Origin of the sequence: Streptomyces sp. NPDC047049, from assembly GCF_040643995.1 — a bacterium.
GTDB lineage: Bacteria > Actinomycetota > Actinomycetes > Streptomycetales > Streptomycetaceae > Streptomyces > Streptomyces mooreae.
On record NZ_JBEYVM010000006.1, the window covers coordinates 267,102 to 289,614 of the forward strand.

Sequence of the window (22,513 nt, forward strand, 5' to 3'; positions counted from 1 at the left end):
AGGCCGGGGCGCTTCACAGGGGTCCGAAGCGGTAGCCGAAGCCGCGCACGGTCTGGACGTAACGGGGGCTGCGCGGGGTGTCCTCTATTTTCGTCCGCAGCCGCATCACACAGGCATCGACCAGCCGCGCATCGCCGTGGTAACTGTGCTCCCACACATGCTCCAGCAGCTGCTGGCGGCTGAAGACCTGCCCCGGAGTGGCGGACAGGAACAACAGCAGCTTCATCTCCGAGGGGGCCAGCGCCAGGTCCTGGCCGCCCTTGCCGACGACCAGGCCGGCGCGGTCTATGGCCAGTTCGCCGTAGGTCTCGACCGGGGCGGGTCCCGGCTCGGCGGCGGCCGGTGCGCCATCGGCGGGCAGCGCGGTACGGCGCAGCACGGCACGCATCCGTGCTTCGAGGACTTCGCCGCGGGCCGGCTTGACGATGTAGTCGTCGGCGCCGGCCTCCAGGCCGAGCACCACGTCGAGATCTTCGCCACGGGCGGTGAGCATGATGATCGGCAGCTGCCGCTCGGCGCGGATCAGCCGGCAGACCTCGAAGCCGTCCTTGCCGGGGAGCATCAGATCCAGCAGCACGATGTCCGGGCGGAAACCCGGCAGGACCTCCAGCCCCTCCTCACCGCTGGCCGCGGCCGCCACTTCATGGCCGCGCCGCCGTAGGGCCAGGGACACACCGTCCCGTACGGCGGCGTCGTCCTCGATCAGAAGTACACGTGGCATGGGTCCAGTATCAATAAGTTTCATGATGGATCGGTAACAGGAGCAGCCTGCCCGGGCTCTGCTGCATCTCACGTGGTGCAAGGCGGTGCGCACAACGCGGCCACCGCCGGTCGGTACGCACACGAGCAGGGGTAGGGACGGGGACGGGATGGCACGGCGCTTCGGTATTCAGAGCGGCATCATCGGGGTGGCCGCGGCGGCGGTGGTGTCGCTCGCGGTCGCGGGGACGCTCGCCTTCGGTGATTTCGGGGCCACTTCACAGGCCGAGGCCGACACCGTCGGCTCCGGCCAGGCCGAGCGGGCCGCCCCCGTCAAGGTCGATTCCTCGATCGTGCACGCCTCGGACCGCCCCGGCCGCAGCCTGAACATCACCATCGACGACGGCCCGGACCCGGTCTGGACCCCGAAGGTGCTCGCCGTGCTGAAGAAGCACAACGTCAAAGCGGTCTTCTGCATGATAGGTCCGCAGGCCAAGGCGCATCCGGACCTCGTCAAGCAGGTGGTGGCCGCGGGGCACAAGCTCTGCGACCACACCGTCAGCCACAACACCGGTATGGATCACCAGCCGGAGAGCTACCAGTCGCAGCAGGTGCTCGACGCGCAGAAGATGATCGAGGACGCGGCGGGCGGCGCCCGGGTCGAGTACTACCGCGCCCCCGGCGGCGCCTTCACCCCCTACAGCCGGAAGCTGGCCGCGGATCACGGGATGCGGCCCCTGGGCTGGAACGTCGACAGCAAGGACTTCGAGGGCGGCACCCTCGAGGGCATCAAGGCGACGGTGCGCGGTGAACTCCCCAACGGGCCGACGGTCCTGTTCCACGACGGCGGGGGCGACCGCTCCCGGACCGTCGAGGCGCTGGACGGGCTGCTGCCGTGGATGCAGCAGCAGGGGTACGGGTTCGGGTTTCCGAAGCGCTGAGGTGGGCGGGGGCGGGTGACCGCCACCCACCGGACACCCGGGGCCTGTCCGTCACCGACCTGCCGGACAGGCCCCGGTGTGTGCCGTCGCCTTCCACTCCTCCGGGGCGACGGCCTCCTCCCCCGGCCTCATGCCGTGCGCGGCTCGCCGCTGCCTGCCGCGCACGGCCCGTCTGTCTTACGCCGCGCCGAACAGCTCCGCGAGGCCGCGCTCCATACCGAGGTGCGCCGGCTCGCCGCCCGCGGGTACGGCCTCGTAGGAGCGGGTGAGGAACAGCCGGACGTCCGCGGTCCTCAACTGGACCAGGGCGACGCCTTCCTCCGCGTGGAACTCCATCACCGTGCGGTCCGGACCGGACGGCCGTACCCGCACATCACCCCGCCCGGCCGGTCTCCGAAGCCCCTCGTCGAGCAGTTCCCGGGCGAAGGCCCAGTCCACGGCGGAGCCGTCCAGTGAGATCTCCGGCGGGAAGAACATCCGTACCGCCAGGGGATCGGCGGGCTGGTAGTGCAGCACCGCGGGCACCGCGTGCGGGCCGAAGGTGGTGGCGATGAGGCGGACCTGGACGGCTTGGTCGATCACGGTGTTCATCGCGCTGATCCCCCTGCGGCTGTCGGGTCATGGGCAATGGCTCGTCCAGTAAGACGGTGTGCCCACGCTCGCCGTGCACGCCACATCGGTGTGAGATGTGTCTCATGTGGCCGGAGGGATCGCCCGGCGGTCCGTCGTACGCGCTGTGTTCCTCGTGTGCGCCGCGCTCGGCGTGCGCGGCGCGCGGGACTCACGGGGCGGGCGTGCTGAATGCCTGGGGGGAGGTGCCCTTTCTGCTAGGGCAGTCGCTGCTCCGGAAGGTGGTCCGGCGCCCCGGGGTACGTCAGGAACTCCTCCAGGATCCCCGGGGCCGCCATCGCGGCGAAGGCCGGCGCCTCGGTTGCCGCAAGGTCCGGGATGCGATAGCCGTCCTCGCCCGCCGCGACCGCGGCGGTGAGCGTGACCAGGCCGGCCCGGCGGGTGAACGGCGAGGTCGAGAGCGTCCAGGCGGCGATGGCCTCGCGCCGGAGGGCGAGGGTGTCGCGGCTGAAGGTGCCCGAACGGGCGACCAGATAGGGGCCATCGATCCCGTGCCCCAGGTTGCGGTACGCGTCCCGGGCCAGCCACAGCACGAGCGCCGTGGTGACCAGCGCGTAGACCCAGGCACAGTGCAGCAGGACGGGGGTGAACGCCGCACCGGGACCGGCCAGGACGGCAGTGCCGGGCAGCACCGCCCACAGCAGTCCGCGCACCCGGCGCCGGCGCAGGGCGACGCGGGGGTGCGGTGCCAGCGCGACCGGTGACGCGCCTGCTGCCGGGAACGGCGACCGCAGGGCGCCGCCCGCCACCCGCAACGCCTCCGGTCGTGGCGCCGGCGGCAGCAGCCCGCTGCGCTTGCGGTTCTCCTCGCGGTTGCCCAGGCCGCCCGCCACTGCCCGCACCAGCGCTCCGCCACCGGCCCTCAGCAGCAGTGGTTCGCGCAGCAACACCCCGCGCAGCCGCGCCCGTTCGATGGTGACCGACCGAGTGGTGAACAGGCCGCGGCGTACCCGCAGGGTGCGTGCGTCGGTCCACTCCAGGCAGTAGTCGAACCAGTTCTCGACGTACAGGGCGACGGCGCCGACCGAGCCGAGAGCGAGGACGACGAGCAGCGCCGCCGGAATCGTCAGCCAGAGGGCGCTCGCGCCGAACTCGGTGAACGCCCGCTGGACGACGCCGAGTTTCCAGGCCTCGATGCCGATGCCGTCCAGGACCCGGTAGACCGAACCGGCCACCACGAACACCCCGCCGATGACCCAGAAGGTGAGCGGCGCGTACCGCAGCCAGCGCCAGCTGATACGGGCTACCACCGGGTCGTTCGCCGCCCCCTCGGCGTCCGCGTACGCCAGCAGCTCGGCGCGCAGCCGTTCCGCGTCGTGGACCGTCAGCGCCTCCAGCGACAGTTCGCTGCGGCCGTCCCCCGAGCCCGCCGTGCCGGCCCGCAGCACGGTGACCCCCAGCAGCCGGTGCAGCGGCGACGCGGTCAGATCGACGGTGCGGATGCGGTGCAGCGGCACACTGCGCAGCCGGCGCGTCAGCAGTCCGCTGCGTATGTCGAGGGTGGGCGAAGTGTGGCCGTGGCCACCGGAAGTACCCGTTTCCGTGCCGTCCGGGCTCCCGGGGAGCGTGACCCGGAACTCCGTACGGGCCCAGCGGATCAGGCCGACGGTGGTGACGACGGCGAACGAGGCGGCGATGGCGGCGAGCGTGATCCAGGCCTGGGCGGTGATCCGGCCGCCGGTGGCCAGTGCCGTCAGCGCCAGCGAACCGAGCGGTGCCGCCATCCAGCCGCAGTGCACCAGCAGGGTGCGCGGATCCAGCCGCCGCCACCGGCCCGTGTCGGAGGGGGCGACGGACGGGGGGACGGACGGGGCGGCAGAGGGAGTGGTGGAGGCGGCGGGGGCCGTGCCCGGTATGCCGTGGTCCACGCCGGGCGCGGAGGGCTCGTGTGGCGTGCTCATGCGGCATCACCCGGTACGTCCTGCGCCGCCTCGCCGATCCGCCGCGACAGCTCCTCGGCGTCCGCGTCGGACAGTCCCGCGATCTTGATGTCGCCCGCGGTCGAGGCGGTGGTGACGGTCACCGTCGCCAGCCCGTAGCGCCGTTGGAGCGGTCCGCGCACGGTGTCCACCGTCTGCACCCGGGTCAGCGGCGCGATCCGCCGCTTCTGCCAGAACCAGCCGCCCGCCGCATAGACCGCACGCTCGCCCAGTTCCCAGGCGTGCACCGCATACCGCCACCGTGGCATGACCGCGAGGTAGCCGACGGCCGGCAGCACCAGCACGACCAGCAGCAACGGGCCCAGCCACGGCAGTGCGCCGGGGAAGAAGAGGAGGGCGAGGACCGTCATGACGAGGGCGACGAGCAGCATCGGTCCGCTGAGGGTCAGCAGGGCCTGGGCCGTCCACCAGCGGCGGGCCCGGGGATCGACTCGGTGGCGGGGTGGGCGCAGCAGCGGGGCGGCATGCTCGGGCATGGGAGTCACCGGTTTCCAAGTCAAGCGTATTGAGTGCCGGTACGTTATAACGGTACAAGCGACTTGTAAAAGCGGGCCGGCCCTCCTGAGCCGGCCCCCTGAGCCGGAGTCATGTGCCGTAGCGATGTGACGCGTCGGCGCCATGCGAAGGCCGCGCACGGGAGGAGGGAGGTCATCCGTGCCCAAGAAGGTGGACCACGAAGCCAGACGCCAGGAGATCTCCGAGGCGTTGTGGCGGATTGCGAGCAGCCGCGGGCTGGACGGCGCGAGCCTGCGCGATGTCGCGGCGGAGGCCGGGATCTCGCTCGGCCGGCTGCAGCACTACTTCCGCACCCGGGACGAGATGCTGCTCTTCGCCCTCCGGCACATCAACCGGCTCGCCGCGGACCGGATCCGCGCCCGCATCGAGTCGCTTGCCGAGGGGGCGGGCGGGGAGCCGGCGAGGGAGCCGACGCCCCGTGAGGTGCTGCGCGCCTGTCTTTCGGGCATGCTGCCGCTCGACGCCAAGAGCCGTACCGGGCTGCTGGTCAGCGCCGCCTACTTCGCCCGCGCCGTACACGACGAGACCCTGCGCGCGGAGGCCGAGAACGGCATCCCCCAGCTCCGTGCCTTCTTCGCCGGTCAACTACGGCTGGCCGCGGACCGTGGTGAGCTGCCGCCGGAACGCGCCACCGAGGACGAGGCGATGCTGCTGATCAGTACGGCCGACGGGCTCGCCACCTACGTCCTGCTGGGTGTGCACGACCCCGAAACCGCGCTGCGGCTGCTGGATCTGCAACTGGCGAACCTCTTCGGGGCGGAGCGGGCGTGAACGGAAGCCGGGCCGGGGCTCATCGCCGCGAGCGCGGGTGGGGCGGCCGCGCTCCTCGGTGGCCGTGGTCCTCTGCGGCCGCGGCGGCTCGTGGTGGCTGCGGCTGTCGGGGCCCGCGGCTCTCGGGGTCCGCGCCCGTGCCGTCGTCCTCGGGGAGGGGGAGAGGGCTACGCCTCGCGCAACAGGGCGACGAGATCGGCCTCGACATCCAGATGCCGCGCCTCCTCACCCTTCGCGACGATCTGGTACGACCGGGTCAGAAAGGTCCGCAGCTCCTGCGCGTCGAACTGCACCACGGCCATGCCTCCTACGGCATGGAACTCCACCACCACGGCGTGGGTGTCGTACGGCCAGATCTGCACATCGCCCGCCCCGGCCGGCTCGCACAGGCCCTCCTCCAGCAACTCCCGCGCGAACGTCCAGGTGACCTCGGCCCCGTCCAGCGACGCGGCGGGCGGAAAGACCAGAGCCACCGCGAACGGATCGGCGCGGTCATAACGCAGGCTCGCCGGAATCACCTGCGACCGGGGAGCGGTCGCGATGAGACGGGCCTGAACGGCTTGGTCGATGACGCTGGACATCGCCGGCTCCCTTGTAATCGGTGCGGATCCTCGCTGCTGTGACCACTAGGACGCGTAGGTCATCGCGCCAGGTGCATTGGATTCCTGCGTGACCTGCATCACGGGCCTTTGAATGTACGTAAATGCCCTCTTTGCTGTGCGTCAGGGGGTGCGATGGGGGCTCGGCCGACTGAGGTGATGGGGCGTCAGGTGTGCTCGCGAGGCTGGTGGTGTGCGCTGTGGGGGTGGGCGGGGTGTGGAGGGGGCGGCGTCCGTGGGGGTGGGCGACGGCATCGGCGACGGAGCGAGGGGACAGGTTTCGGCAGCCGCGGGCGGTGGTCTGGACGACCGGTTCGGGCTGGGCTAGCTTCCAGCCCACAACCAGAGCGGGGTGGGGCGAAGTGCGGCGCACGGGACGCTTGTTGCGCGGGGAACGGGCCCGGGAACGGAACGAGGACCGGGAACGGGCCCAGAACCGGGAGCCGGGACGGGCCCGGGAAGGGTGTCGGGGCACGCGGCGGGCGCTGCGTACCCGCAAGGATCGAGGGCGGGCGGCGGCCATGGCGGCCGGTATGGCGGTACTTGCCGCCATGACAGCCGGGCCGGCGACCGCGGCCCCGGCGGGTTCGCCCGCGATGCCGCCGGTACCGGAAGGCGCCGAGCCGGCAACGGCGGCATCGCTCACCGCCCCGCACGCCGGCTGGCGGCTCAAGGACAGCGGCAGCACCGCCCGCTTCCGCGGCCTGGCGGCTGTCAGCCGTACGACCGCCTGGGTCGCCGGTACGGCGGGCACCGTGCTGCGCAGCCACGACGGCGGCAAACGCTGGAGCGACGTCTCCCCACCCGGTGCCGGCGCCCTGGAGTTCCGTGACATCGAGGCGTTCGATGCGCGCCGTGCGGTGGTTCTGGCGATCGGTGAGGGGGAGGCCTCGCGGGTCTTCCGCACCGACGATGCCGGCACCACTTGGACCGAAAGCTTCCGCAACACCGACCCGCACGCCTTCTACGACTGCCTGACCTTCTTCGACCGGCGGCACGGCCTCGCGCTCAGCGACCCCGTCGACGGCAGATACCGCATCCTGTCCACCGCGGACGGCGGACGCAGTTGGCGCGTACTGCCGTCGAAGGGCATGCCGCCCGCCCAGCCGGGCGAAGCCGCATTCGCCGCCAGTGGCCAGTGCCTGGTCTCCGCCGGCAGCAGTGATGCGTGGATCGCCACCGGTGGCGCGGCCACCGCCCGCGTCCTGCACACCGCCGACCGCGGCCGTACCTGGTCGGCCACCGACACCCCGATACCGGCGGGCGACCCGGCCCGCGGTGTCTTCGCGCTCGCCCTCCGCGACCGCACCCATGTCCTGGCCGTCGGCGGTGATTTCCGCCCCGACCAGCCCTCCCCGCACGCCGCCGCGGTCAGCGACGACGCCGGCGGAACCTGGACACCGGCCGCCGAACCCTCCAAGGCCTACCGCTCCGGCGCCGCCTGGCTCCCGCGTTCCCGGCGCCTCGCCGTGGCGGTCGGCCCCTCCGGCAGCGATCTGACCCTCGACGGCGGCCGCACCTGGCACACCTTCGACCAGGGTTCGTACGACACCGTCGACTGCGCCCCGGACCTGGGCTGCTGGGCCACGGGCGAGCGAGGACGGGTCGCACGACTGGAGCCGTGAGGGCGGAGCCCGCCGGCGCAAGCGCGGGCCCGCCTCCGGGTGGCTCTCGCACGCCGCCGTGCTCCCACCCACCCCGGTGGCCGTCGTTACTCCATCAGGCTGCCGAGCCGCCCCTCAAGCACCACCAGCAACTCGGCCAACCCCGCTGAAAGTTCCTCTTGGCGCCGATCGCCGACGCCTTCGAGCAGCGCCGCCTCGTACCGCAACTGTTCGGGCAGCAGCCGGTCGATGGTCGCGCGTCCTTCGTCGGTGAGTGAGAGATGCGCGACGCGGCGGTCCCGGTCGTCGGGGCGGCGGGCGATCAGCCCGCGCTCCTCCAGTTGCCGCACGCGTTTGGTCACCGCGGCACCGGACGCAAAGGTCTCGCGGGCCACCCGCCCAGGGGTCAGCTCACGGTCCATCCGGCGCAAGGCGCCGAGGATGTCGAATTCGGGACGGGTGAGTCCGGCCTTCCGCAGTGGCGCATCTGCCGCCTGCTGCAGCAGTGCGGAACAGCGGTTGAGCCGCCCGATCACCGCCATAGGGCCGGTGTCCAGCCCCGGGTGCACCTGCTGCCACTGGCGCAGCACCCCCGCGACGATGTCCTCGGTCACCCGCACACTCCTCTCGGCCATGCCGTGTACGCCTGTAATTGTGCCTGCCGCGGCGCCGGCCGCCGCGCCGGGCGGTACCGCGGGTCAGGCGGCCGGAACCGGTGCCGGACGCCGGCGCACGAGGCCGGCCAGCGTCCGGTGGCCCTGCTGCTCGGCACGGGCGATCCGCTCTTCGGGGAGGGCACGCTGCCACCACTCGCCGGCCGCCACCTCCACGGCTTCGCGGAGCTCGACCAGCCCCGCGGCCAGCCGGTCACGGGCCCAGCGGATCTCCTGGTCCCGGTCGGCTTCCTGGGGCCAGTGGGTCTCTTGGCCCCGGTCGGTACCCCGGGGCGGGTCACCTTCGTGGGCCCAGCCGGTTTCCCGGGTGCCGTCCGCCCCGGGAGTGGTACTCGCCGCGAGCAGCCGCAAGGCGGCGGTCTCCGCGGCCGCAACCCGCCCCAGGGCGACCTCGATACGGTTCGCGGCCCGCCGATTGGTGATCAGGACACAGCAGGCCAGCCCCACCACCGCGCCCACCACGGTGTCGATCCAGCGGTCGGCGATCAGCGTGCCGGCCGGCAGCCGCCTGCCGAACTCGGTCAACAGCAGTGCCATCGGTGTGACGCACACCGAGCCGAGCCAGTAGTTACGGGTGATGCAGGCCTCCGCGCCGAGCTGGAAGACCAGCGCCAGCCCGACCATCGCGAGCTCCCCGAGGTGCGTCAGCGGCAGCAGTGCGGTGTAGAGCAGCAGACCGAGAAGGTTGCCGAGGGTCCGTTGGAGCGCCCGTTGCCAGGAGAGCGTGGTGTTGGCCTGGTAGATGGAGGCCGCGGTGACCACGGCCCAATACGGGTGCCCGACGCCGACGGCCATCGACACCCAGCCCGCCAGCACACACCCGGCGGCGACCCGGGCGCCGATGGGCAGCAGCGGTGACCCGGGCGCGAGCCGGGCGAGCACCGCGCGCAGGCCACGCGGACGGCCGGGCGCAGGCCGCCACGGCTCCCGCACCTCCTCGGCCACGCCCACCAGCTCCTCGGCCTGCACGGCCGAGAGCGCAACCCGGGGCAGCGGCCGCCCGCTGCGCAGCTCACGGGCCCAGGTGCCCAGCCGGTCGGCTTCACCTGCGGCGGACCGGCCGTCGTGGCCCAGCACCGATTCGGCCCGCACCAGCAGTCGTTCGAGCCCGGCCCGTGCGGTGATTCTCGCCGGGGTGTGCACCGGAACCAGAAACAGTGTGTGCCAGGCGGCGTTCACGGCTGCCGCAGTGGCGTGCCGCGCCTGCGCCACACCGGCGGGTTCCTCCCGGGTACGCAACAGTCCTGCCGCGGCCTCCAGCGCGCGGGCGACGGCGATCCGCTCCGGCCCCTGCGGCCGTATCAGGGCCGGTGCCATACAGACCAGCCAGGCGAGCCCTCCGCCGCCGAGTGCCACGGCCATATGCAGGGGGACCTGTCCGAGGTGCTGCGGCACGAAGAAGGCCGAGGCCGTGATGAACGTCGGGATGATGTTCGCCGGCGGGCCGATGCGCGTGGCGTCACAGACCATTTTGTGGACCGCGGCCAGCAGTGAGGCGCCCACGACGAGCAGCGCGGCCGACGTGGTCAGCGAGGCGGCGGTCAGCGCGATGCCGAGGCTCGCCACCATTCCGAGCACCACCCACAGCAGAGTGCGGGCGCGGGCGGCGTACGGAAGACCGTGCGCGTACAGGGCGCACATCGCCCCCGCCGAGGTGTAAAGGATCAGATCCAGCCGGCCCAGGAAGAACAAGGTGAGATCGGGGATCGCCAGCGCCGCCACCGCGCTCAGTGCCGGTTTGTGCCAGATGTCGACGGGCCGGCGCAGCCGCACGGTGCTCCTGAGGGGCAGCGGCCGGGCCCGCACCGCACCTCCCGACACGGTGTACGCGCTCTTCCCGGACCGTCTGGCGTGCTTCCCCATGGCAAAAGATTAGCAGGTGTTTTACTTGCAAAATATATGCGCCGCGTCACGTCGGGCCTCACGGAACAGAGCTCCGAACCGGGAGGGGGGAGTACTGGTGCAGGGGAGCGACAATGGCCAGGTGCCAGCCGCCAAGAAGAAGACGACGACCGCGAACGCGTCACCGGAGCGCCGCCGCGAACTGCTCCACATCGCGGCGGAGGTATTCGCCGCACACGGCTACAACGCCACCACCGTCCGCCGCATCGCCGATGAGGCGGGCATGCTCGCGGGCAGCCTCTATTACCACTTCGACTCCAAGGAATCGATGCTGGACGAGATCCTGTCCAGCTTCCTGACCGAGCTGTGGGAAGGCTATGACGCCGTACTCGCCGCCGGGCTCGGTCCCAGGGAGACCATCGAAGCCCTGGTCACCGAGTCCTTCCGGGAGATCGACCGGCATCGCCCGGCCGTCGCCATCTACCAGAAGGAGTCCAAGCACCTGGCCGGACAGCCCCGCTTCGGCTATCTCGCCGACTCGCAGCGGAAGTTCGAAAAGGCCTGGCTGGGCACACTGGAACGCGGCGTGGCCGATGGAGTCTTCCGGGCCGACCTCGACATCCGGCTTACCTACCGCTTCGTCCGCGACACCGTCTGGGTCGCGGCGAGCTGGTACCGGCCGGGCGGACAGCACAGCCCCGAGGAGATCGCCCGCCAGTACCTCTCCATGGTGCTGGACGGCGTCGCCGTACGCGCCTGACCCACCCGTGAGGGGTGCGGCGTCCCGCGCAGTTCAGCTACGGCGCAGCGACCTGCCGGTGCACGCTCAGCAGGAACTGTTCTTCACGAACAGGGCCCGCGACGCCCACGTCGTGCCGTAGCGGATGTCCTTCGTCGTGCCCTTGGAGAGGCGTCCGTGGGGGTCGCGCTGATGCGGGACGATGATCGTGTAGCACGCGGTGCGCCGGCTGCACAGGTTCGTCAGGCGGACATAGCGCTGATGGCCCTTGTTGAAGTACTTCCGCACCACCACACAGTGCGGCGGCAGGTCGGCCGCTGCCGCGGTCGAGGCGCTGACCAGTGTCAGAGAGGCGCTGCACGTCACCGTTGCCAGCGCTATGGCCATGATCTTCCGCACGTCATCTCCCCCGCTGGAAACCTCGGACACCCCCGCGAACCCCACCTCGGGTTCGCACGTTCATTCCCATTGTCCATACCCACCCAGGGAAAAGCAGCCCCGGGGGTCACACAGGGACAAGGGCGCGACATAAGAGCAGCCCTTCCGCAACCGTTCCGGGGGCCGGGAGCGAGCCGGGATGGTCGGACCGCGGTGGCCGGGCCGCGGTGGCCGGGCCGGGATGGTCGGACCGCGGTGGCCGGGCCGGGATGGCCGGGCCGGGGTGGCCGGGGCAAGCGGGGCGAGGGGGAGGGGCAAGCGATCCGCGGGGCGGGGCGACGATCCACGGGAGTCTGGCCGACCGAGAGCCTGCCGACCGCCGATGGCCGACCGATGAGGCCGACCTATGAGGCCGACTGATGAGTGCCGCCAAGCGCCGGCCCCGGCTCCGGCTGTCGGCCTGGGTCACTCGCCCGAGGGCGGGCGGGCCGCCACCACCTTCAGTCCCCGATCCGAGAATTCACGGCGGACCGCCTCCTTCGCTCCGTTGTCCGTGATGAACGTGTCAAAGACATCCGCGTCGCCGACCCTGGCGAAGCAGCGCTCGCCGATCTTCGACGAGTCCGCGACGACCACGGCACGCCGGGCACGCTCGGCCATCAGACGGTTGACCCGGGCCTCCGCCTCGTCGTGCACCGTGGCCCCCATCATCGGGTCCATGCCGTTGGCGCCGATGAACGCGATATCGACGGAAATCTGCTGCAGCACCAACTCGCTGAACGGCCCGACCAGTTCAAACGACCGCGAGTGCGCCACCCCACCGGTGAGCACGATCTTGATCTGCGGCCGCACGGCCAGCTCATTGGCGATGTTGAGGGAGTTGGTGACGATCGTCAGATGCGGCTGCGGGCCGGCCTCCGCGAAGTCCGGACGGGTGGCAAGCACCCGCGCGATCGCCGTGGTCGTCGTGCCGCCGCTCAGCCCGACCACATGCCCCCGCTCGACGAGCTTCGCCGCGGCCTGTGCCACTGCCTCCTTCTCTTCCGACCGGTGCGCATGCTTGTACCGGATGGGCAGGTCGTACGCCACCGAACTGAGCACTGCCCCGCCCCGGGTACGCGTCAGCAACTGCTGCTCGGCCAGGGCGTCCATGTCGCGCCGCATCGTGGCGGCCGAGACCTCCAGCTCGGTCGCCGCCTCCTCGACGTCCATCCGGCCTCGGTCGCCGAGCAGCTCGAGCAGTGCGTTCATCCGTTCATGGCGCTTCATGGCGCGAGCCTAATTCGTCTCAGCAGGTCACAGCGACGCGCCGTGGGCTCCCTCGTACTCCGCCGCGCCGGCCGGTCCCCTCCGCTGTGACGAAGCGCCGCCGAGTCGGTGGCCGCCTGCCGCCGTCTCGCCCCGGGGCGTCTCACCCCCGGGCCGGTGCCTGGGCTGCGTACTGGTCCGGCACCGTCGCCGGAGTGCCCAGTACCTCCAGCAGCCTTGCCGCTTCCTCGGCCACTGCCTCCCGGGCGGGCTTGAGGTACTTCCGGGAGTCCACGAGAGAGGGGTCGGCGCCCAGCGTGTGCCGTATCGAGTGAGTGAAGACGGAGACCAGATGAGTGGAGATATTGATCTTCGTCATTCCGGCGGCGATGGCCCGCCGCAGCTCGTCGTCGGGCACACCGGACGAACCGTGCAGCACCAGGGGCACCGGCAGAGTGGTGTGCAGCGCCTCGATGAGGGCCTTGTCCAGTACGGCCGTGCGCTCATGCATGGCATGGGAGGAGCCGACGGCGACGGCGAGAGCATCCACCCCCGTCGCGCGGACGAAGGCCAGGGCCTCGTCCGGGTCCGTGCGCACCCCTGGCGCATGGACCCCGTCCTTGCCGCCGACCTCGCCGAGTTCCGCCTCGACATAGGCGCCACGTTCATGGCACCAGGCGGTGAGCTCGGCGGTGGTGGCCACATTCTCTGCGTAGGGAAGCGCGGAGGCATCCACCATGACGGAGCCCACCCCGGCGGCGATGCCCTGGTGGACCAGCCCGGCATCGGTGATGTGGTCGAGGTGCACCGCAATCGGGGCCGTGGAGCCTTCGGCAAGGGCGAGCGTGGCGCGGGTGAGGGGCAGCAGGCTGCCGTGGTAACGGATGCAGTTCTCGCTGATCTGCAGGATCAACGGGATCTCGGTGCGCTCGGCGGCGGTGACGAGCGCTTCGGCCGTCTCCAGATGAATGACGTTGAAGGCCGCGGCACCGACCCGCGCCTCACGCGCGGCGTCCACGATCGATGAGGTCGGAACGAGGGGCATCGGAGGCTGGCTCCCTTGCGGACGGGACTGATGACGGGGGAGACGGGTGACGTGGGAAAGACGGGCGTCTAGGAGGCGGACGGCGTTTCGAGCATCACCGAGCGGGTCAGGCCACGAGGGTGGTCCGGGTCCAGGCCCCGGGCGCGGGCCCGCTCCAGCGCCACCCGCTGGACCAGCACCAGATCGGCCAGCGGATCGCGCGCATGGCACACAAAGCGCGCCCCGGTCCGCTCCACATCGGCCTCCAGTCCTTCCGGTGCCGGGCCGAACAGCCAGGTCACCCGGCCGGGTGCGGCTATCGAGATCGGACCGTGGCGGTACTCCATGGCGGGGTACGACTCGGTCCAACTCTGCGACGCCTCCCGCATCTTGAGTGCCGCCTCGTTGGCCAGGCCGAACGTCCAGCCCGTCCCGAGGAACGCGAACTGCTCGGCGTCCACCCATTCCTTGTCCACCGGCGCGGCCAGCGCCTCCTCCGCGTCGGTCACCGCCCGGGACACGTCCTCGCCCAGCTGCGCACGCAGCATCGTCAGCGCAGTCGTCGCGAAACGGGTCTGCACCACCGACTCCTCATCGGCGAAGGGAAGCGCGACCACCTCGTCGGAGACAGCCGCTGCCGGTGTCGCGGGGTCACCGAGGATCGTCACCGTCGGGATGCGCCCCTTGACCGCCTCGAGTACGCGCAACACCTCGGTCGTGGTGCCGGACCGGGTGATCGCGACCACCGCGTCGTAGCCGCGGTCGGTGCCGAGGAACGCCTCGGAGGCGGCGAAGGGGTCCGTCACTCCCTGTCCGGCTGCCTCGCGCAGTGCCGCGTACGACTGCGCCATGAACCATGAGGTGCCGCAGCCGACGACGGCCACCCGCTGTCCGGCCTTGGGCAGCGGGCTCGCGGCCGCCCCGATCCGCGCGGCCTCCCGCCAGGTCTCCGGCTGGCTGTGCAGTTCCTGCTCCATGTACGAGATCTCGTTCATGGCCCACCCTCCTGCGATGTGCGTGTGCTCATCGGTCTGCGTATCTGTGCGTCCGTACGTCTGCGTCGCTGCGTCTCTGTGCGTCCGCAGAGGTGCGTGAAAGTGCAATATTTGTTGTCGTTGCAATCGACTGTACGCAGAAAGTCGTCAGGCTTCCATCCCTCGTTCGGGCGGATGCGCCAGAGGGGAGGGGTGGATCGGTGGCTTGGTGGGGACTTGTGAGTCGGTCTCATCTGGGTAAATGTGGGCATGTCGCGGGCCGTCGAGAGTGCGTGCGGGGAGGTTCAGGGAAGCGCCGGGAGGTGCGAGAAGGTGTTGACAGCTGCGTGAAACTCGCCGAATACTTGCAAGATCACGCACAAGCTTCGAGCATGCAGTTCAAGCACGCAGCCCAGCCGCGCAGCTCAGTCATGCAGCAAGGCCCGCTCCGCCGCACAGAGGACTTCCCATGTCCATTGCCACGCTCTCCGCGACGCCCCCGCCCCCGTCACCCGGGACCGCACGCCGCACCGGCAGACTGTTCGCGCTCACCGGCGCCGTCGTCGGCGTCATCTACGGCTACGACACCGGCAGCATCTCTGGTGCCCTGGTGTTCCTGAGCAAGGACTTTCATCTCACCGAGGCCGAAAAGGGCCTGGTCAACAGCATCCTGGTGTGCGGCTCCATCGTGGGCGCGCTGATCGGCGGCAAGCTCGCCGATGCCCTGGGCCGCAAGGCGGCGATGCTGATCGTCGCCGGCTCCTACGCCGTATTCGTGGCGCTCTCCGCCGTCGCGCCCAACGTCGTCGTGCTGGACACCGTCCGTTTCCTGCTCGGCATCGCCATCGGCATCTCGATCGTCGCCGCCCCGCTCTATGTCGCCGAATCGACTCCGGCGCGTATCCGCGGAGCCTCCGTGGCCGCCTACCAAGTCGCCACGGTCGCGGGCATCGTCATCACGTACTTCGTCAACTGGGGCCTGTCCGGCGGAGGTCACTGGCGCTGGATGCTCGGTCTCTCCGCGCTCCCCGCCGCACTCGTTCTGATCCCGTTGCTCAGGCTGCCCGATACCCCACGCTGGTACGTCCTCAAGGGGCGCACGGAACGAGCTGTCGAGGTCATGGCCATGACCGACCCGGACGTCGATCCGCGTGCGGAGGTCGCTGTCGTGGCGTCCGCGCTCGTCCAGGAGAGCGGTGGATCGGCGCGCTCCTTGCTGCGCAAGCCGTACGCCCGTGCCGCGTTCTTCGTCGTCGGCCTCGGTTTCTTCTGCCAGATCACCGGCATCAACGCCGTGACGTACTACAGCCCGCAGATCTTCGAGGAGATGGGCTTCACCGGCAACGGCCAGAACTTCCTGCTGCCGTCCTTCGTCCAGCTCGCCTCGCTGGCCGCGACCGTCCTCGCCCTCCTCATCATCGACCGGCTCGGCCGCCGGGTGGTACTGCTCTGCGGTATCGGCACGATGGTCGCCATGCTCGCCGTCCTGACCGCGGTCTTTGCCAGGGGCGAGCTGCACGGCGCCTCGACCTGGGTGGGCTTCGCCGCGATCCTGCTGTTCACCGCAGCCTTCAACTTCGGCTTCGGATCGCTGATCTGGGTCTATGCGAGCGAGGCCTTCCCCGCCCAGCTGCGCTCGACCGGAGCCTCGGTGATGCTCACCGCCGACCTGGTGGCCAACCTCCTGATCGCCCAGTTCTTCCCCTCTTTGATGGCCTGGGCCGGTGCGGCCCTGACCTTCGCGGGCCTTGGCGTCCTCGCGCTCGCCGCACTGGTCTTCGCCGCCGCCACCGCGCCCGAGACCAAGGGGCGTCAGTTGGAGGACATCCAGGAGTACTGGCGCAACGGGGGGCGCTGGCCCGCGTCGCCCCCGCCCGTTCCCGCGAGCTCCGGCTCGCTCAGCGGTTCAGCGGCGCCCCCGACGGCGACTCCGTAGCCAGGGGAGGGACGACTGCTCAGGACGGCAGTGGTTCCCGGTACTGCTCCAGAGCCGGGGCGGTCGTCGTCGCCGCGAACTCCGTGATCCGGTACTCACACACCCCGGCGAGGGCGAACGGGTCTTCGGTCACGATCCGCTCGACGGTCGCACGGTCCGTCCCGGCGGCGAGAATCACGCCGCCTTCCCGCGGGATCTTGCGGCCGGCGGCGAGGAAGTGCCCGGCGGCGTACTCCTTCTCCAGCCACTCCCGGTGGTCCTGAAGGAGGGCGTCGACGCGCTCGAGGGGGGCGGTGTAGGTCAGCTCCAGTACGAACATAGGTGCAATATAGACGAGATATCAGGCGGAAGTGCGGCTTCTGACGGCAAGGGAATGCGCAGGCCAGGGCAGATGCCTCAGCATGTGTCCGCGGCTGGTGCGGCGAACTCCGCGGGCGCGGCTCTGCGGCACGTACAGGCCCCGGAAGTGCCGTGGCCTCAAGGGGAGGACGCAGACACGGTCAGGCCGTGGGCAGCTCCGGGCGGCGCCGCCCGTGCCGTGTGGCGCACTCATAGGCATGCCCCGCCTGGAGGACGGCGAGATCCGCGCGCGGCGCACCGATGAACTGCAGTCCCACGGGCAGGCCGCCCGGGGTGAATCCCGCGGGAACCGAAAGGGCGGGCACGCCGAGGACGGAGATGAGGTAGGCGGAGCGCATCCAGTCCAGATAGGAGTGGGTGGGCCGGCCCGCGACCTCCCGGGGATACTCCAACTCCGCGTCGAACGGCGTGACTTGGCTGACCGGGGCCAGGAGCAGGTCGTACCGGGAAAAGAAGTCCAGTATGCCGAGGTAGAGCCGGCTGCGGGTCGCGGTGGCGGTGCGCAGGTCGGCGGCGGTCAGCCGGCGGCCCTGCTCGATGTTCTGGACGATGCTGGGTTTGAGGGCCTGCCGGTCGGAGTCGAGCAGGGCGCCGAGCGCCAGGTCGAAGCTGTGTGCCCGCAGCGTACGGAAGGTGTCGTCGGCCCCGGTGAGGTCCGGGCAGGCGGTGTCGATACGGCAGCCGAGTTCTTCCAGGACCCTCAACTGCGGCTCCAGAACGGCGAGTACGTCCGGGTCGGCCGGGGCATGGCCCCCGAGGTCCGGTGTCCAGGCGACGCGCAGGCCGCGCAACTTGCGGTCGAGGGGCACCCGGAACGTCTCGCCGGGGGTCTCCAGACCGATGGGGCAGCGCGGATCCGGACCCGCCATGACCGACAGCAACAGCGCCGTATCCGCCACGGTCCGCCCCATCGGGCCGGGGACCGACAGGGTGTCCCAGAGGTCGCCACCGGGGTGCCGGGGCACGCGTCCCGGCGTCGGCCGCAGCCCGACGACATTGCAGAAGGACGCGGGGTTGCGCAGCGAGCCGCCCATGTCACTGCCGTCGGCGAGCGGTTGCAGCCCGGCCGCGAGTGCCGCGGCGGCGCCGCCACTGCTGCCGCCCGCCGAACGTGTGGTGTCGTACGGATTGCGGGTGGTGCCGAAGACGGGATTGAAGGTGTGGGAACCGGCGGCGAATTCGGGAACATTGGTCTTGCCGAGGCGGATGGCGCCGGCCCGCTGCAGCCTGTCGACCAGCAAGTCGTCCTCGTCGGGGACGTGGTCCGCGAAGAGCGGTGAGCCGTGTGTGGTGCGCATACCGCGGGTGAGATGGGTGTCCTTGAAGGCGATCGGAATCCCGTGCAGGGGCGGGAGGACGGCGCCCCGGACGAGACGGTCGTCGGCGAGCGCGGCCGCGGAGAGTGCGCCTTCGGGGTCGAGGGTGACGAGGGCGTTGACGGCCGGATTGACCTGTTCGATGCGGTCCAGATGCGCCTGGACGGTCTCCCGGGCGGAGATGTCGCGGCGTCGCAGCCGGGCGGCGAGGTCGAGGGCATCGAGCTGATGGAGCGCATCGGGCATGAAGACCTCGGAGGGTTGTTTCAGAGCGGCGAGGTATCGGTGGTGGAGCACGAGCAGATTGCCGAGGGGCTGCCCTCGGCGGCGGCGCCTGCGTGGCCGGTGGAGACGGCGGGGTCCGGGTGCACGCTCACCAAGGTACCCAGCGCCACTGACAACGCCTCATGATCAGGCATCCTGGCCTGGTCAGAGGCTCGCTCACCGGTTCGGTAGCGTGGCGGTCACCATGGACACTCCCGGAACGATCTTCTACGACGACGAACTGCGGAACTGGCCGGCCGACGAAGACCAGGCGCGCGCGGTCCAGGACCGGTTGCGGCCCCATGTGCGGCTCGATGAACCCGGTCCGGAACCGGGGTTCGAGGGCACGGTCGTCGGAGTGGACGTCGCTTACGACGACGCACGTGACGTCGTCGCCGCTGCCGCCGTCGCGCTGGACGCCCGTACGCGCGCCGTCGTCGACGAGGCGACCGCCGTCGGGCAGATCTCCTTCCCGTACGTCCCCGGCCTGCTCGCGTTCCGTGAGATTCCCACCGTGCTCGACGCCCTCGCCCGTCTCACCCGCACCCCTGACCTCGTGGTCTGCGACGGCTACGGGCTGGCGCACCCGCGCCGCTTCGGGCTCGCCAGCCACCTGGGCGTGCTGACCGGGCTGCCCACCATCGGTGTCGCCAAGAACCCCTTCACCTTCCGCTACGCACTTCCCGGGCCGGACCGCGGCGCCACCTCTCCGCTGCTGGACGGGACCGAAGAGGTGGGACGTGCGCTGCGTACCCAAAGGGGCGTCAAGCCGGTCTTCGTCTCCGTAGGGCATCGCATCGACCTCGACCGTGCCTGTGCGCAAACGCTCCATCTGGCAGCGCATTACCGGCTCCCCGAGACGACCCGGGCCGCGGACGCGCTGTGCCGGAGGGCGCTAGCCGAGGCCTGACCGGGTAGGGGCAAGGAGAGCCGGGACTACCGCTGGACGACGCGGAACGTGATGCCCGCATCCTGGAGGCGGGCCGTCAGCGCGTCCCCCATGGCAACCGCGGTGGTCACCTGCCCGGCGGTCTCCGGCAGGTCGTCGAAGGCCAGGCTGAGCGCCGACTCGGCGAGCATCTTCGCCGTCTCGTCGTAACCGGGGTCACCGCCCGAGACCTCGGTGATCAGGCGTTCGCCACCGCCGGAGGCGACGAAGCGGACCCGGAACCAACTACGGGCGCGCCGCTCGGGGCCCGGCCCGTCCCCCGGCTCCAGACGCCGCGACAACCAGCGCCGCGCGGCCGGCACCTGGGCGAGCGCGCACAGGGCTCCCACCCCCACCGTCCCGCCGACGGCGAGGGGCAGCCGTCGTACGCCTGCGTAGTGGCGGTAGCGGAAGTCGGGCCCGTAACGGTCCAGCGCGGCGGCGGAGCGGGCGATGATTTGAGGATCGAGGGTCGGCAACGGCACACCCCAGGTGCGTGTTTCACCGCTTCTGAGAGGCGGCCCGAAGGGCGCCCGCACCGTACGGCCGGCCGGTCGCGGCTCCGCCCGCTGCCGGTCGCGAGCGGCCCGCGCCATGGCGACCGGACGCGATGCGACGGTCAGCGCCGAGGCCAGCGTGCCGCCGGAAAACGTGGCGTTGGTCCGCACGAAGCCGTCGACGCGTACGGGGACGCCTTCGGGGAGGAGCCCCACCGTGAAGAGCACCCCCAGATCGTGCGGGACGGAGTCGAATCCGCAGGCGTGCACGAGGCGCGCACCGGAGGCGCGGGCCGTTGCGTCGTGGCGCACATACATCCGGTCGATGAACTCCGGCTCACCGGTCAGATCGACATAGTCGGTGCCTGCCGCGGCGCAGGCGGCGACCAGCGGCTCACCGTGGAGCAGATACGGCCCGACGGTCGTCGCCAGCACTCTGGTACCGGCGGCGAGGGCGCGCAGCGCGTGGGGATCGCCGCTGTCCGCCCGCAGCAGGGGCAGTTCGGCACAGTCCGGGTTGATCGCTGTCAGCTCGTCGCGCAGCCGCTCCAGTTTGGCGGTGTTGCGCCCGGCCAGCGCCCAGCGGCAGCCCTGGGGAGCATGCGCGGCCAGGTAGGCGGCGGTGAGGGCGCCCGCAAAACCGGTCGCGCCGTAGAGGACGAGATCATGGTCCCGTCCGGAGGTGTCCTGCCGTGGCATCGTGCTTCCTCTCGACCGCCCACTGGGCACGGAGCCCGGACACTAGGCAGTCACCCCCGCCCCGTCAACGTACGTTCCCGGCCGCCGTCTTGGCCGTTCCCGTGCTGTTCCCAGGGGCAGCATGGGGTGTGGCACACAGCCTTGACAGAGCATGGCTATCGGTCCAGATTCACCGACGGCAGCGATGACATAGGACGTCCCATGTCTGGCCTGCTGCCCCGACCGTCACCCAGCGGCTTCCCCGACGACGCCGCGAACCGTACCGTCCGCCGATCACCGGAGGAGGCCGGACAGCCGTGACGATGCGCCCCGCGGACACCCCTGAGCACAGCCGGAACAGCGGGAACAGCGGGAACAGCCGGAACAGCGGGAACAGCCGGCACTGGTGGCAGGAGGTCACCCCGGGCCAGTGGAAGGCGATGTTCGCCGCCTGGATCGGCTATCTCCTGGACGGCTTCGACTTCGTCCTGATCACCCTCGTACTGACCGAGATCGCCGCAGGCTTCCATTTGAGCACCGCCACCGCGGCCTCGCTGATCTCCGGTGCTTTCATCACCCGGTGGCTGGGTGGCGCCGTCCTGGGCGCGATGGGGGACCGCTACGGCCGCAGGACCGCCATGGTCACCAGCACCCTGCTGTACTCGCTCGGTACCTTCGCCTGCGGTTTCGCCTGGGACTACACCAGCCTGTTCGTCGCGCGGCTGGTGATCGGTCTGGGCATGGCGGGGGAGTACAGCGCCGGCGTGACGTATGTACTGGAGAGCTGGCCCGTCCGATGGCGCAATCGCGCTTCCGGATTCATCATCTCCGGTTACTCCGGCGGCACCGTCCTCGCGGCGGAACTCTACAAGTGGGTGGTCCCGCACTGGGGCTGGCGTTGGATGTTCTGGATCGGCGTCCTGCCCGTCCTGGTCGCCCTCTGGATGCGCCGATCGCTGCCGGAGGCGGGTGACTGGCAGCGTCAGATCGGCACCACCGGCGCGGAAGAGGAACGTCCCCATCCCTTCCGGCCGTTGTTCACCGGCCGCATCCGGCCCTGGATCAACACCGCCCTGGCGGCGGTGGCCTCGGTCGCGCTCTTCTGCGTTTTCACACCCGTCGGCGCGGGGGCCGTACCGGGGCTGTCCGTCGTCGCGGCGGTGTGCCTGGTGGCATTCGCCGTGCAGCTCGGCGGCCGTCGTGGGTGGCTGCTGTACGTGGCCCTGATGGCAACGGTGTTCTGCGCCTTCCTCTACAGCTGGCCGGTCCAGGCCCTGCTGCCCACCTACCTCAAGACCGACCTCGGATACGCCCCCGGGCAGGTCACCGACGTGATGTTCGCCGCGGGCTTCGGCACCATGGCGGGCTGCTGGCTGGCGGGCTTCACCGGCGACCGGTTCGGAACCCGCCGCGCCTATGGCGGCACCCTGCTGGCCTCCCTCGCCTTCGTCTTCCCGGTCTTCGCGGTGCAGGACAGCCTGCCGGCGCTCGGCGTGCTGGTCTTCGGGCTGCTCGCGCTCGGCCAGGGCGTCTCCGGCATCCTGCCGAAGTACCTCGCCGGCCACTTCCCGACCGCTACCCGCGCCGCCTCTCTGGGCTTCGTCTACAACGTCGGAGCCCTGGGCGGAGCGGTGGCACCCGTCCTGGGAGCGCATCTGGCCGACGGCATGTCCCTGGGGCGGGCGCTGGCCGTGCTCACCTTCGTACTGACGCTCGTGGTCGTCATCCTGGTGGGCGGTAATGTCCCCCAGCGGCTGGCCCGGCTCGTGGACCGTCAGGCACCCGAAGACCACCTGGTGCCGGAGGCCGGGGAAGCGGGGGCGCTGCCCATGGGACCGGCGTCCGCTCCCCATCTCCATCCCCAGCCCCAGCCCCCTTCCGCTCCCTCTCCAGCTCCCGCTTCCGGGGAGGTGCCGCCGGACTCGGCGTAGCGGCGCTCCGCCGGGCGGGGAATG

At 71.0% G+C, this 22,513-nt stretch carries 21 protein-coding genes; 7 read left to right on the forward strand and 14 right to left on the reverse strand.

Features of this window, described 5'->3' with window-relative positions; translation table 11 throughout:
• Positions 1–13: 13 nt before the first annotated feature.
• Entirely contained in the window at positions 14–721 is a 708-nt protein-coding gene (locus tag ABZ851_RS17575) for a response regulator transcription factor (RefSeq protein WP_088801012.1), read from the reverse strand.
• A gap of 148 nt (positions 722–869) precedes the next feature.
• Here ABZ851_RS17575 and ABZ851_RS17580 point away from each other — a divergent pair, with 148 nt between their 5' ends.
• On the forward strand, positions 870–1,640 hold the full coding sequence (locus ABZ851_RS17580) for a polysaccharide deacetylase family protein (RefSeq protein ID WP_361128007.1): 771 nt from the start codon (positions 870–872) through the stop codon (positions 1,638–1,640).
• 177 nt (positions 1,641–1,817) lie between these two features.
• Here ABZ851_RS17580 and ABZ851_RS17585 read toward each other — a convergent pair whose 3' ends face one another.
• The 3 genes from ABZ851_RS17585 to ABZ851_RS17595 all read right to left on the reverse strand — a co-directional run bounded on the left by ABZ851_RS17585 (position 1,818) and on the right by ABZ851_RS17595 (position 4,686).
• Complete coding sequence (locus ABZ851_RS17585) at positions 1,818–2,231, reverse strand: SsgA family sporulation/cell division regulator (protein WP_361128011.1); 414 nt, start codon at positions 2,229–2,231, stop codon at positions 1,818–1,820.
• Between the two features lie 236 nt (positions 2,232–2,467).
• The gene (locus ABZ851_RS17590) at positions 2,468–4,171 is read right to left on the reverse strand and encodes a PH domain-containing protein (protein ID WP_361128014.1); all 1,704 of its coding nucleotides are present in this window, start codon (positions 4,169–4,171) and stop codon (positions 2,468–2,470) included.
• Positions 4,168–4,686, reverse strand: coding sequence for a PH domain-containing protein (locus ABZ851_RS17595; RefSeq protein WP_361128017.1), 519 nt, complete (start codon positions 4,684–4,686; stop codon positions 4,168–4,170). Before ABZ851_RS17595 ends, ABZ851_RS17590 begins: the two co-directional genes overlap by 4 nt.
• Before the next feature lie 178 nt (positions 4,687–4,864).
• On the opposite strand from ABZ851_RS17595, the gene ABZ851_RS17600 reads away from it, so the two are divergent.
• A complete protein-coding gene (locus ABZ851_RS17600) occupies positions 4,865–5,497 on the forward strand; it encodes a TetR/AcrR family transcriptional regulator (protein ID WP_361128020.1) in 633 nt (210 codons plus the stop codon).
• A gap of 167 nt (positions 5,498–5,664) precedes the next feature.
• Here ABZ851_RS17600 and ABZ851_RS17605 read toward each other — a convergent pair whose 3' ends face one another.
• A complete protein-coding gene (locus ABZ851_RS17605) occupies positions 5,665–6,078 on the reverse strand; it encodes an SsgA family sporulation/cell division regulator (protein WP_361128023.1) in 414 nt (137 codons plus the stop codon).
• A gap of 539 nt (positions 6,079–6,617) precedes the next feature.
• Here ABZ851_RS17605 and ABZ851_RS17610 point away from each other — a divergent pair.
• Complete coding sequence (locus ABZ851_RS17610; RefSeq protein ID WP_361128026.1) at positions 6,618–7,721, forward strand: oxidoreductase; 1,104 nt, start codon at positions 6,618–6,620, stop codon at positions 7,719–7,721.
• A gap of 86 nt (positions 7,722–7,807) precedes the next feature.
• Here the strand turns inward: ABZ851_RS17610 and ABZ851_RS17615 are convergent, their stop codons facing one another.
• The gene (locus tag ABZ851_RS17615) at positions 7,808–8,314 is read right to left on the reverse strand and encodes a MarR family transcriptional regulator (RefSeq protein ID WP_336047883.1); all 507 of its coding nucleotides are present in this window, start codon (positions 8,312–8,314) and stop codon (positions 7,808–7,810) included.
• An 84-nt stretch (positions 8,315–8,398) separates the two neighbouring features.
• Positions 8,399–10,237, reverse strand: coding sequence for an FUSC family protein (locus ABZ851_RS17620; RefSeq protein WP_361128030.1), 1,839 nt, complete (start codon positions 10,235–10,237; stop codon positions 8,399–8,401).
• A gap of 121 nt (positions 10,238–10,358) precedes the next feature.
• On the opposite strand from ABZ851_RS17620, the gene ABZ851_RS17625 reads away from it, so the two are divergent.
• Positions 10,359–10,976: a TetR/AcrR family transcriptional regulator gene (locus ABZ851_RS17625; protein WP_361128033.1), complete on the forward strand. Its 618-nt coding sequence runs from the start codon at positions 10,359–10,361 to the stop codon at positions 10,974–10,976.
• Positions 10,977–11,042: 66 nt separating this feature from the next.
• On the opposite strand, the gene ABZ851_RS17630 is transcribed toward ABZ851_RS17625, so the two are convergent.
• The 4 genes from ABZ851_RS17630 to ABZ851_RS17645 all read right to left on the reverse strand — a co-directional run bounded on the left by ABZ851_RS17630 (position 11,043) and on the right by ABZ851_RS17645 (position 14,600).
• Positions 11,043–11,354 (reverse strand): hypothetical protein, encoded by a 312-nt coding sequence (locus ABZ851_RS17630; protein WP_361128036.1) that lies wholly within the window; start codon positions 11,352–11,354, stop codon positions 11,043–11,045.
• A 444-nt stretch (positions 11,355–11,798) separates the two neighbouring features.
• Complete coding sequence (locus tag ABZ851_RS17635; RefSeq protein WP_088801021.1) at positions 11,799–12,602, reverse strand: DeoR/GlpR family DNA-binding transcription regulator; 804 nt, start codon at positions 12,600–12,602, stop codon at positions 11,799–11,801.
• 142 nt (positions 12,603–12,744) lie between these two features.
• Positions 12,745–13,626: a class II fructose-bisphosphate aldolase gene (locus ABZ851_RS17640; RefSeq protein WP_361128041.1), complete on the reverse strand. Its 882-nt coding sequence runs from the start codon at positions 13,624–13,626 to the stop codon at positions 12,745–12,747.
• A gap of 68 nt (positions 13,627–13,694) precedes the next feature.
• Positions 13,695–14,600, reverse strand: coding sequence for an SIS domain-containing protein (locus ABZ851_RS17645; RefSeq protein WP_361128044.1), 906 nt, complete (start codon positions 14,598–14,600; stop codon positions 13,695–13,697).
• A gap of 448 nt (positions 14,601–15,048) precedes the next feature.
• Here ABZ851_RS17645 and ABZ851_RS17650 point away from each other — a divergent pair, with 448 nt between their 5' ends.
• Positions 15,049–16,515 carry a sugar porter family MFS transporter gene (locus ABZ851_RS17650; RefSeq protein ID WP_361128047.1) on the forward strand — a complete coding sequence of 489 codons (1,467 nt, stop codon included), beginning with the start codon at positions 15,049–15,051 and terminating at the stop codon, positions 16,513–16,515.
• A gap of 19 nt (positions 16,516–16,534) precedes the next feature.
• On the opposite strand, the gene ABZ851_RS17655 is transcribed toward ABZ851_RS17650, so the two are convergent.
• Positions 16,535–16,834, reverse strand: a complete 300-nt coding sequence (locus ABZ851_RS17655) for a YciI family protein (protein WP_361128050.1) — start codon at positions 16,832–16,834, stop codon at positions 16,535–16,537.
• A gap of 181 nt (positions 16,835–17,015) precedes the next feature.
• The gene (locus tag ABZ851_RS17660; RefSeq protein WP_361128239.1) at positions 17,016–18,437 is read right to left on the reverse strand and encodes an amidase; all 1,422 of its coding nucleotides are present in this window, start codon (positions 18,435–18,437) and stop codon (positions 17,016–17,018) included.
• A 223-nt stretch (positions 18,438–18,660) separates the two neighbouring features.
• Here ABZ851_RS17660 and ABZ851_RS17665 point away from each other — a divergent pair, with 223 nt between their 5' ends.
• Complete coding sequence (locus ABZ851_RS17665; protein ID WP_361128053.1) at positions 18,661–19,365, forward strand: endonuclease V; 705 nt, start codon at positions 18,661–18,663, stop codon at positions 19,363–19,365.
• Positions 19,366–19,391: 26 nt separating this feature from the next.
• Here ABZ851_RS17665 and ABZ851_RS17670 read toward each other — a convergent pair whose 3' ends face one another.
• The gene (locus tag ABZ851_RS17670) at positions 19,392–20,579 is read right to left on the reverse strand and encodes a saccharopine dehydrogenase NADP-binding domain-containing protein (RefSeq protein WP_361128056.1); all 1,188 of its coding nucleotides are present in this window, start codon (positions 20,577–20,579) and stop codon (positions 19,392–19,394) included.
• A 419-nt stretch (positions 20,580–20,998) separates the two neighbouring features.
• Between ABZ851_RS17670 and ABZ851_RS17675 the strand changes: the two genes are divergently transcribed.
• On the forward strand, positions 20,999–22,489 hold the full coding sequence (locus ABZ851_RS17675) for a sialate:H+ symport family MFS transporter (RefSeq protein WP_361128242.1): 1,491 nt from the start codon (positions 20,999–21,001) through the stop codon (positions 22,487–22,489).
• Positions 22,490–22,513 lie beyond the last annotated feature (24 nt).

Excerpts from the sequence above, each read along its gene's own strand:
- ABZ851_RS17595 (WP_361128017.1), bottom strand. The coding sequence starts at position 4,686 with ATGCCCGAGCATGCCGCCCCGCTGCTGCGCCCACCCCGCCACCGAGTC.
- ABZ851_RS17670 (WP_361128056.1), bottom strand. The coding sequence starts at position 20,579 with ATGCCACGGCAGGACACCTCCGGACGGGACCATGATCTCGTCCTCTAC.
- ABZ851_RS17620 (WP_361128030.1), bottom strand. The coding sequence starts at position 10,237 with ATGGGGAAGCACGCCAGACGGTCCGGGAAGAGCGCGTACACCGTGTCG.
- ABZ851_RS17650 (WP_361128047.1), top strand. The coding sequence starts at position 15,049 with ATGTCCATTGCCACGCTCTCCGCGACGCCCCCGCCCCCGTCACCCGGG.
- ABZ851_RS17660 (WP_361128239.1), bottom strand. The coding sequence starts at position 18,437 with ATGCCCGATGCGCTCCATCAGCTCGATGCCCTCGACCTCGCCGCCCGG.
- ABZ851_RS17640 (WP_361128041.1), bottom strand. The coding sequence starts at position 13,626 with ATGCCCCTCGTTCCGACCTCATCGATCGTGGACGCCGCGCGTGAGGCG.
- ABZ851_RS17580 (WP_361128007.1), top strand. The coding sequence starts at position 870 with ATGGCACGGCGCTTCGGTATTCAGAGCGGCATCATCGGGGTGGCCGCG.
- ABZ851_RS17675 (WP_361128242.1), top strand. The coding sequence starts at position 20,999 with ATGTTCGCCGCCTGGATCGGCTATCTCCTGGACGGCTTCGACTTCGTC.
- ABZ851_RS17605 (WP_361128023.1), bottom strand. The coding sequence starts at position 6,078 with ATGTCCAGCGTCATCGACCAAGCCGTTCAGGCCCGTCTCATCGCGACC.
- ABZ851_RS17575 (WP_088801012.1), bottom strand. The coding sequence starts at position 721 with ATGCCACGTGTACTTCTGATCGAGGACGACGCCGCCGTACGGGACGGT.
- ABZ851_RS17610 (WP_361128026.1), top strand. The coding sequence starts at position 6,618 with ATGGCGGCCGGTATGGCGGTACTTGCCGCCATGACAGCCGGGCCGGCG.
- ABZ851_RS17645 (WP_361128044.1), bottom strand. The coding sequence starts at position 14,600 with ATGAACGAGATCTCGTACATGGAGCAGGAACTGCACAGCCAGCCGGAG.
- ABZ851_RS17590 (WP_361128014.1), bottom strand. The coding sequence starts at position 4,171 with ATGAGCACGCCACACGAGCCCTCCGCGCCCGGCGTGGACCACGGCATA.
- ABZ851_RS17665 (WP_361128053.1), top strand. The coding sequence starts at position 18,661 with ATGGACACTCCCGGAACGATCTTCTACGACGACGAACTGCGGAACTGG.
- ABZ851_RS17655 (WP_361128050.1), bottom strand. The coding sequence starts at position 16,834 with ATGTTCGTACTGGAGCTGACCTACACCGCCCCCCTCGAGCGCGTCGAC.
- ABZ851_RS17635 (WP_088801021.1), bottom strand. The coding sequence starts at position 12,602 with ATGAAGCGCCATGAACGGATGAACGCACTGCTCGAGCTGCTCGGCGAC.
- ABZ851_RS17585 (WP_361128011.1), bottom strand. The coding sequence starts at position 2,231 with ATGAACACCGTGATCGACCAAGCCGTCCAGGTCCGCCTCATCGCCACC.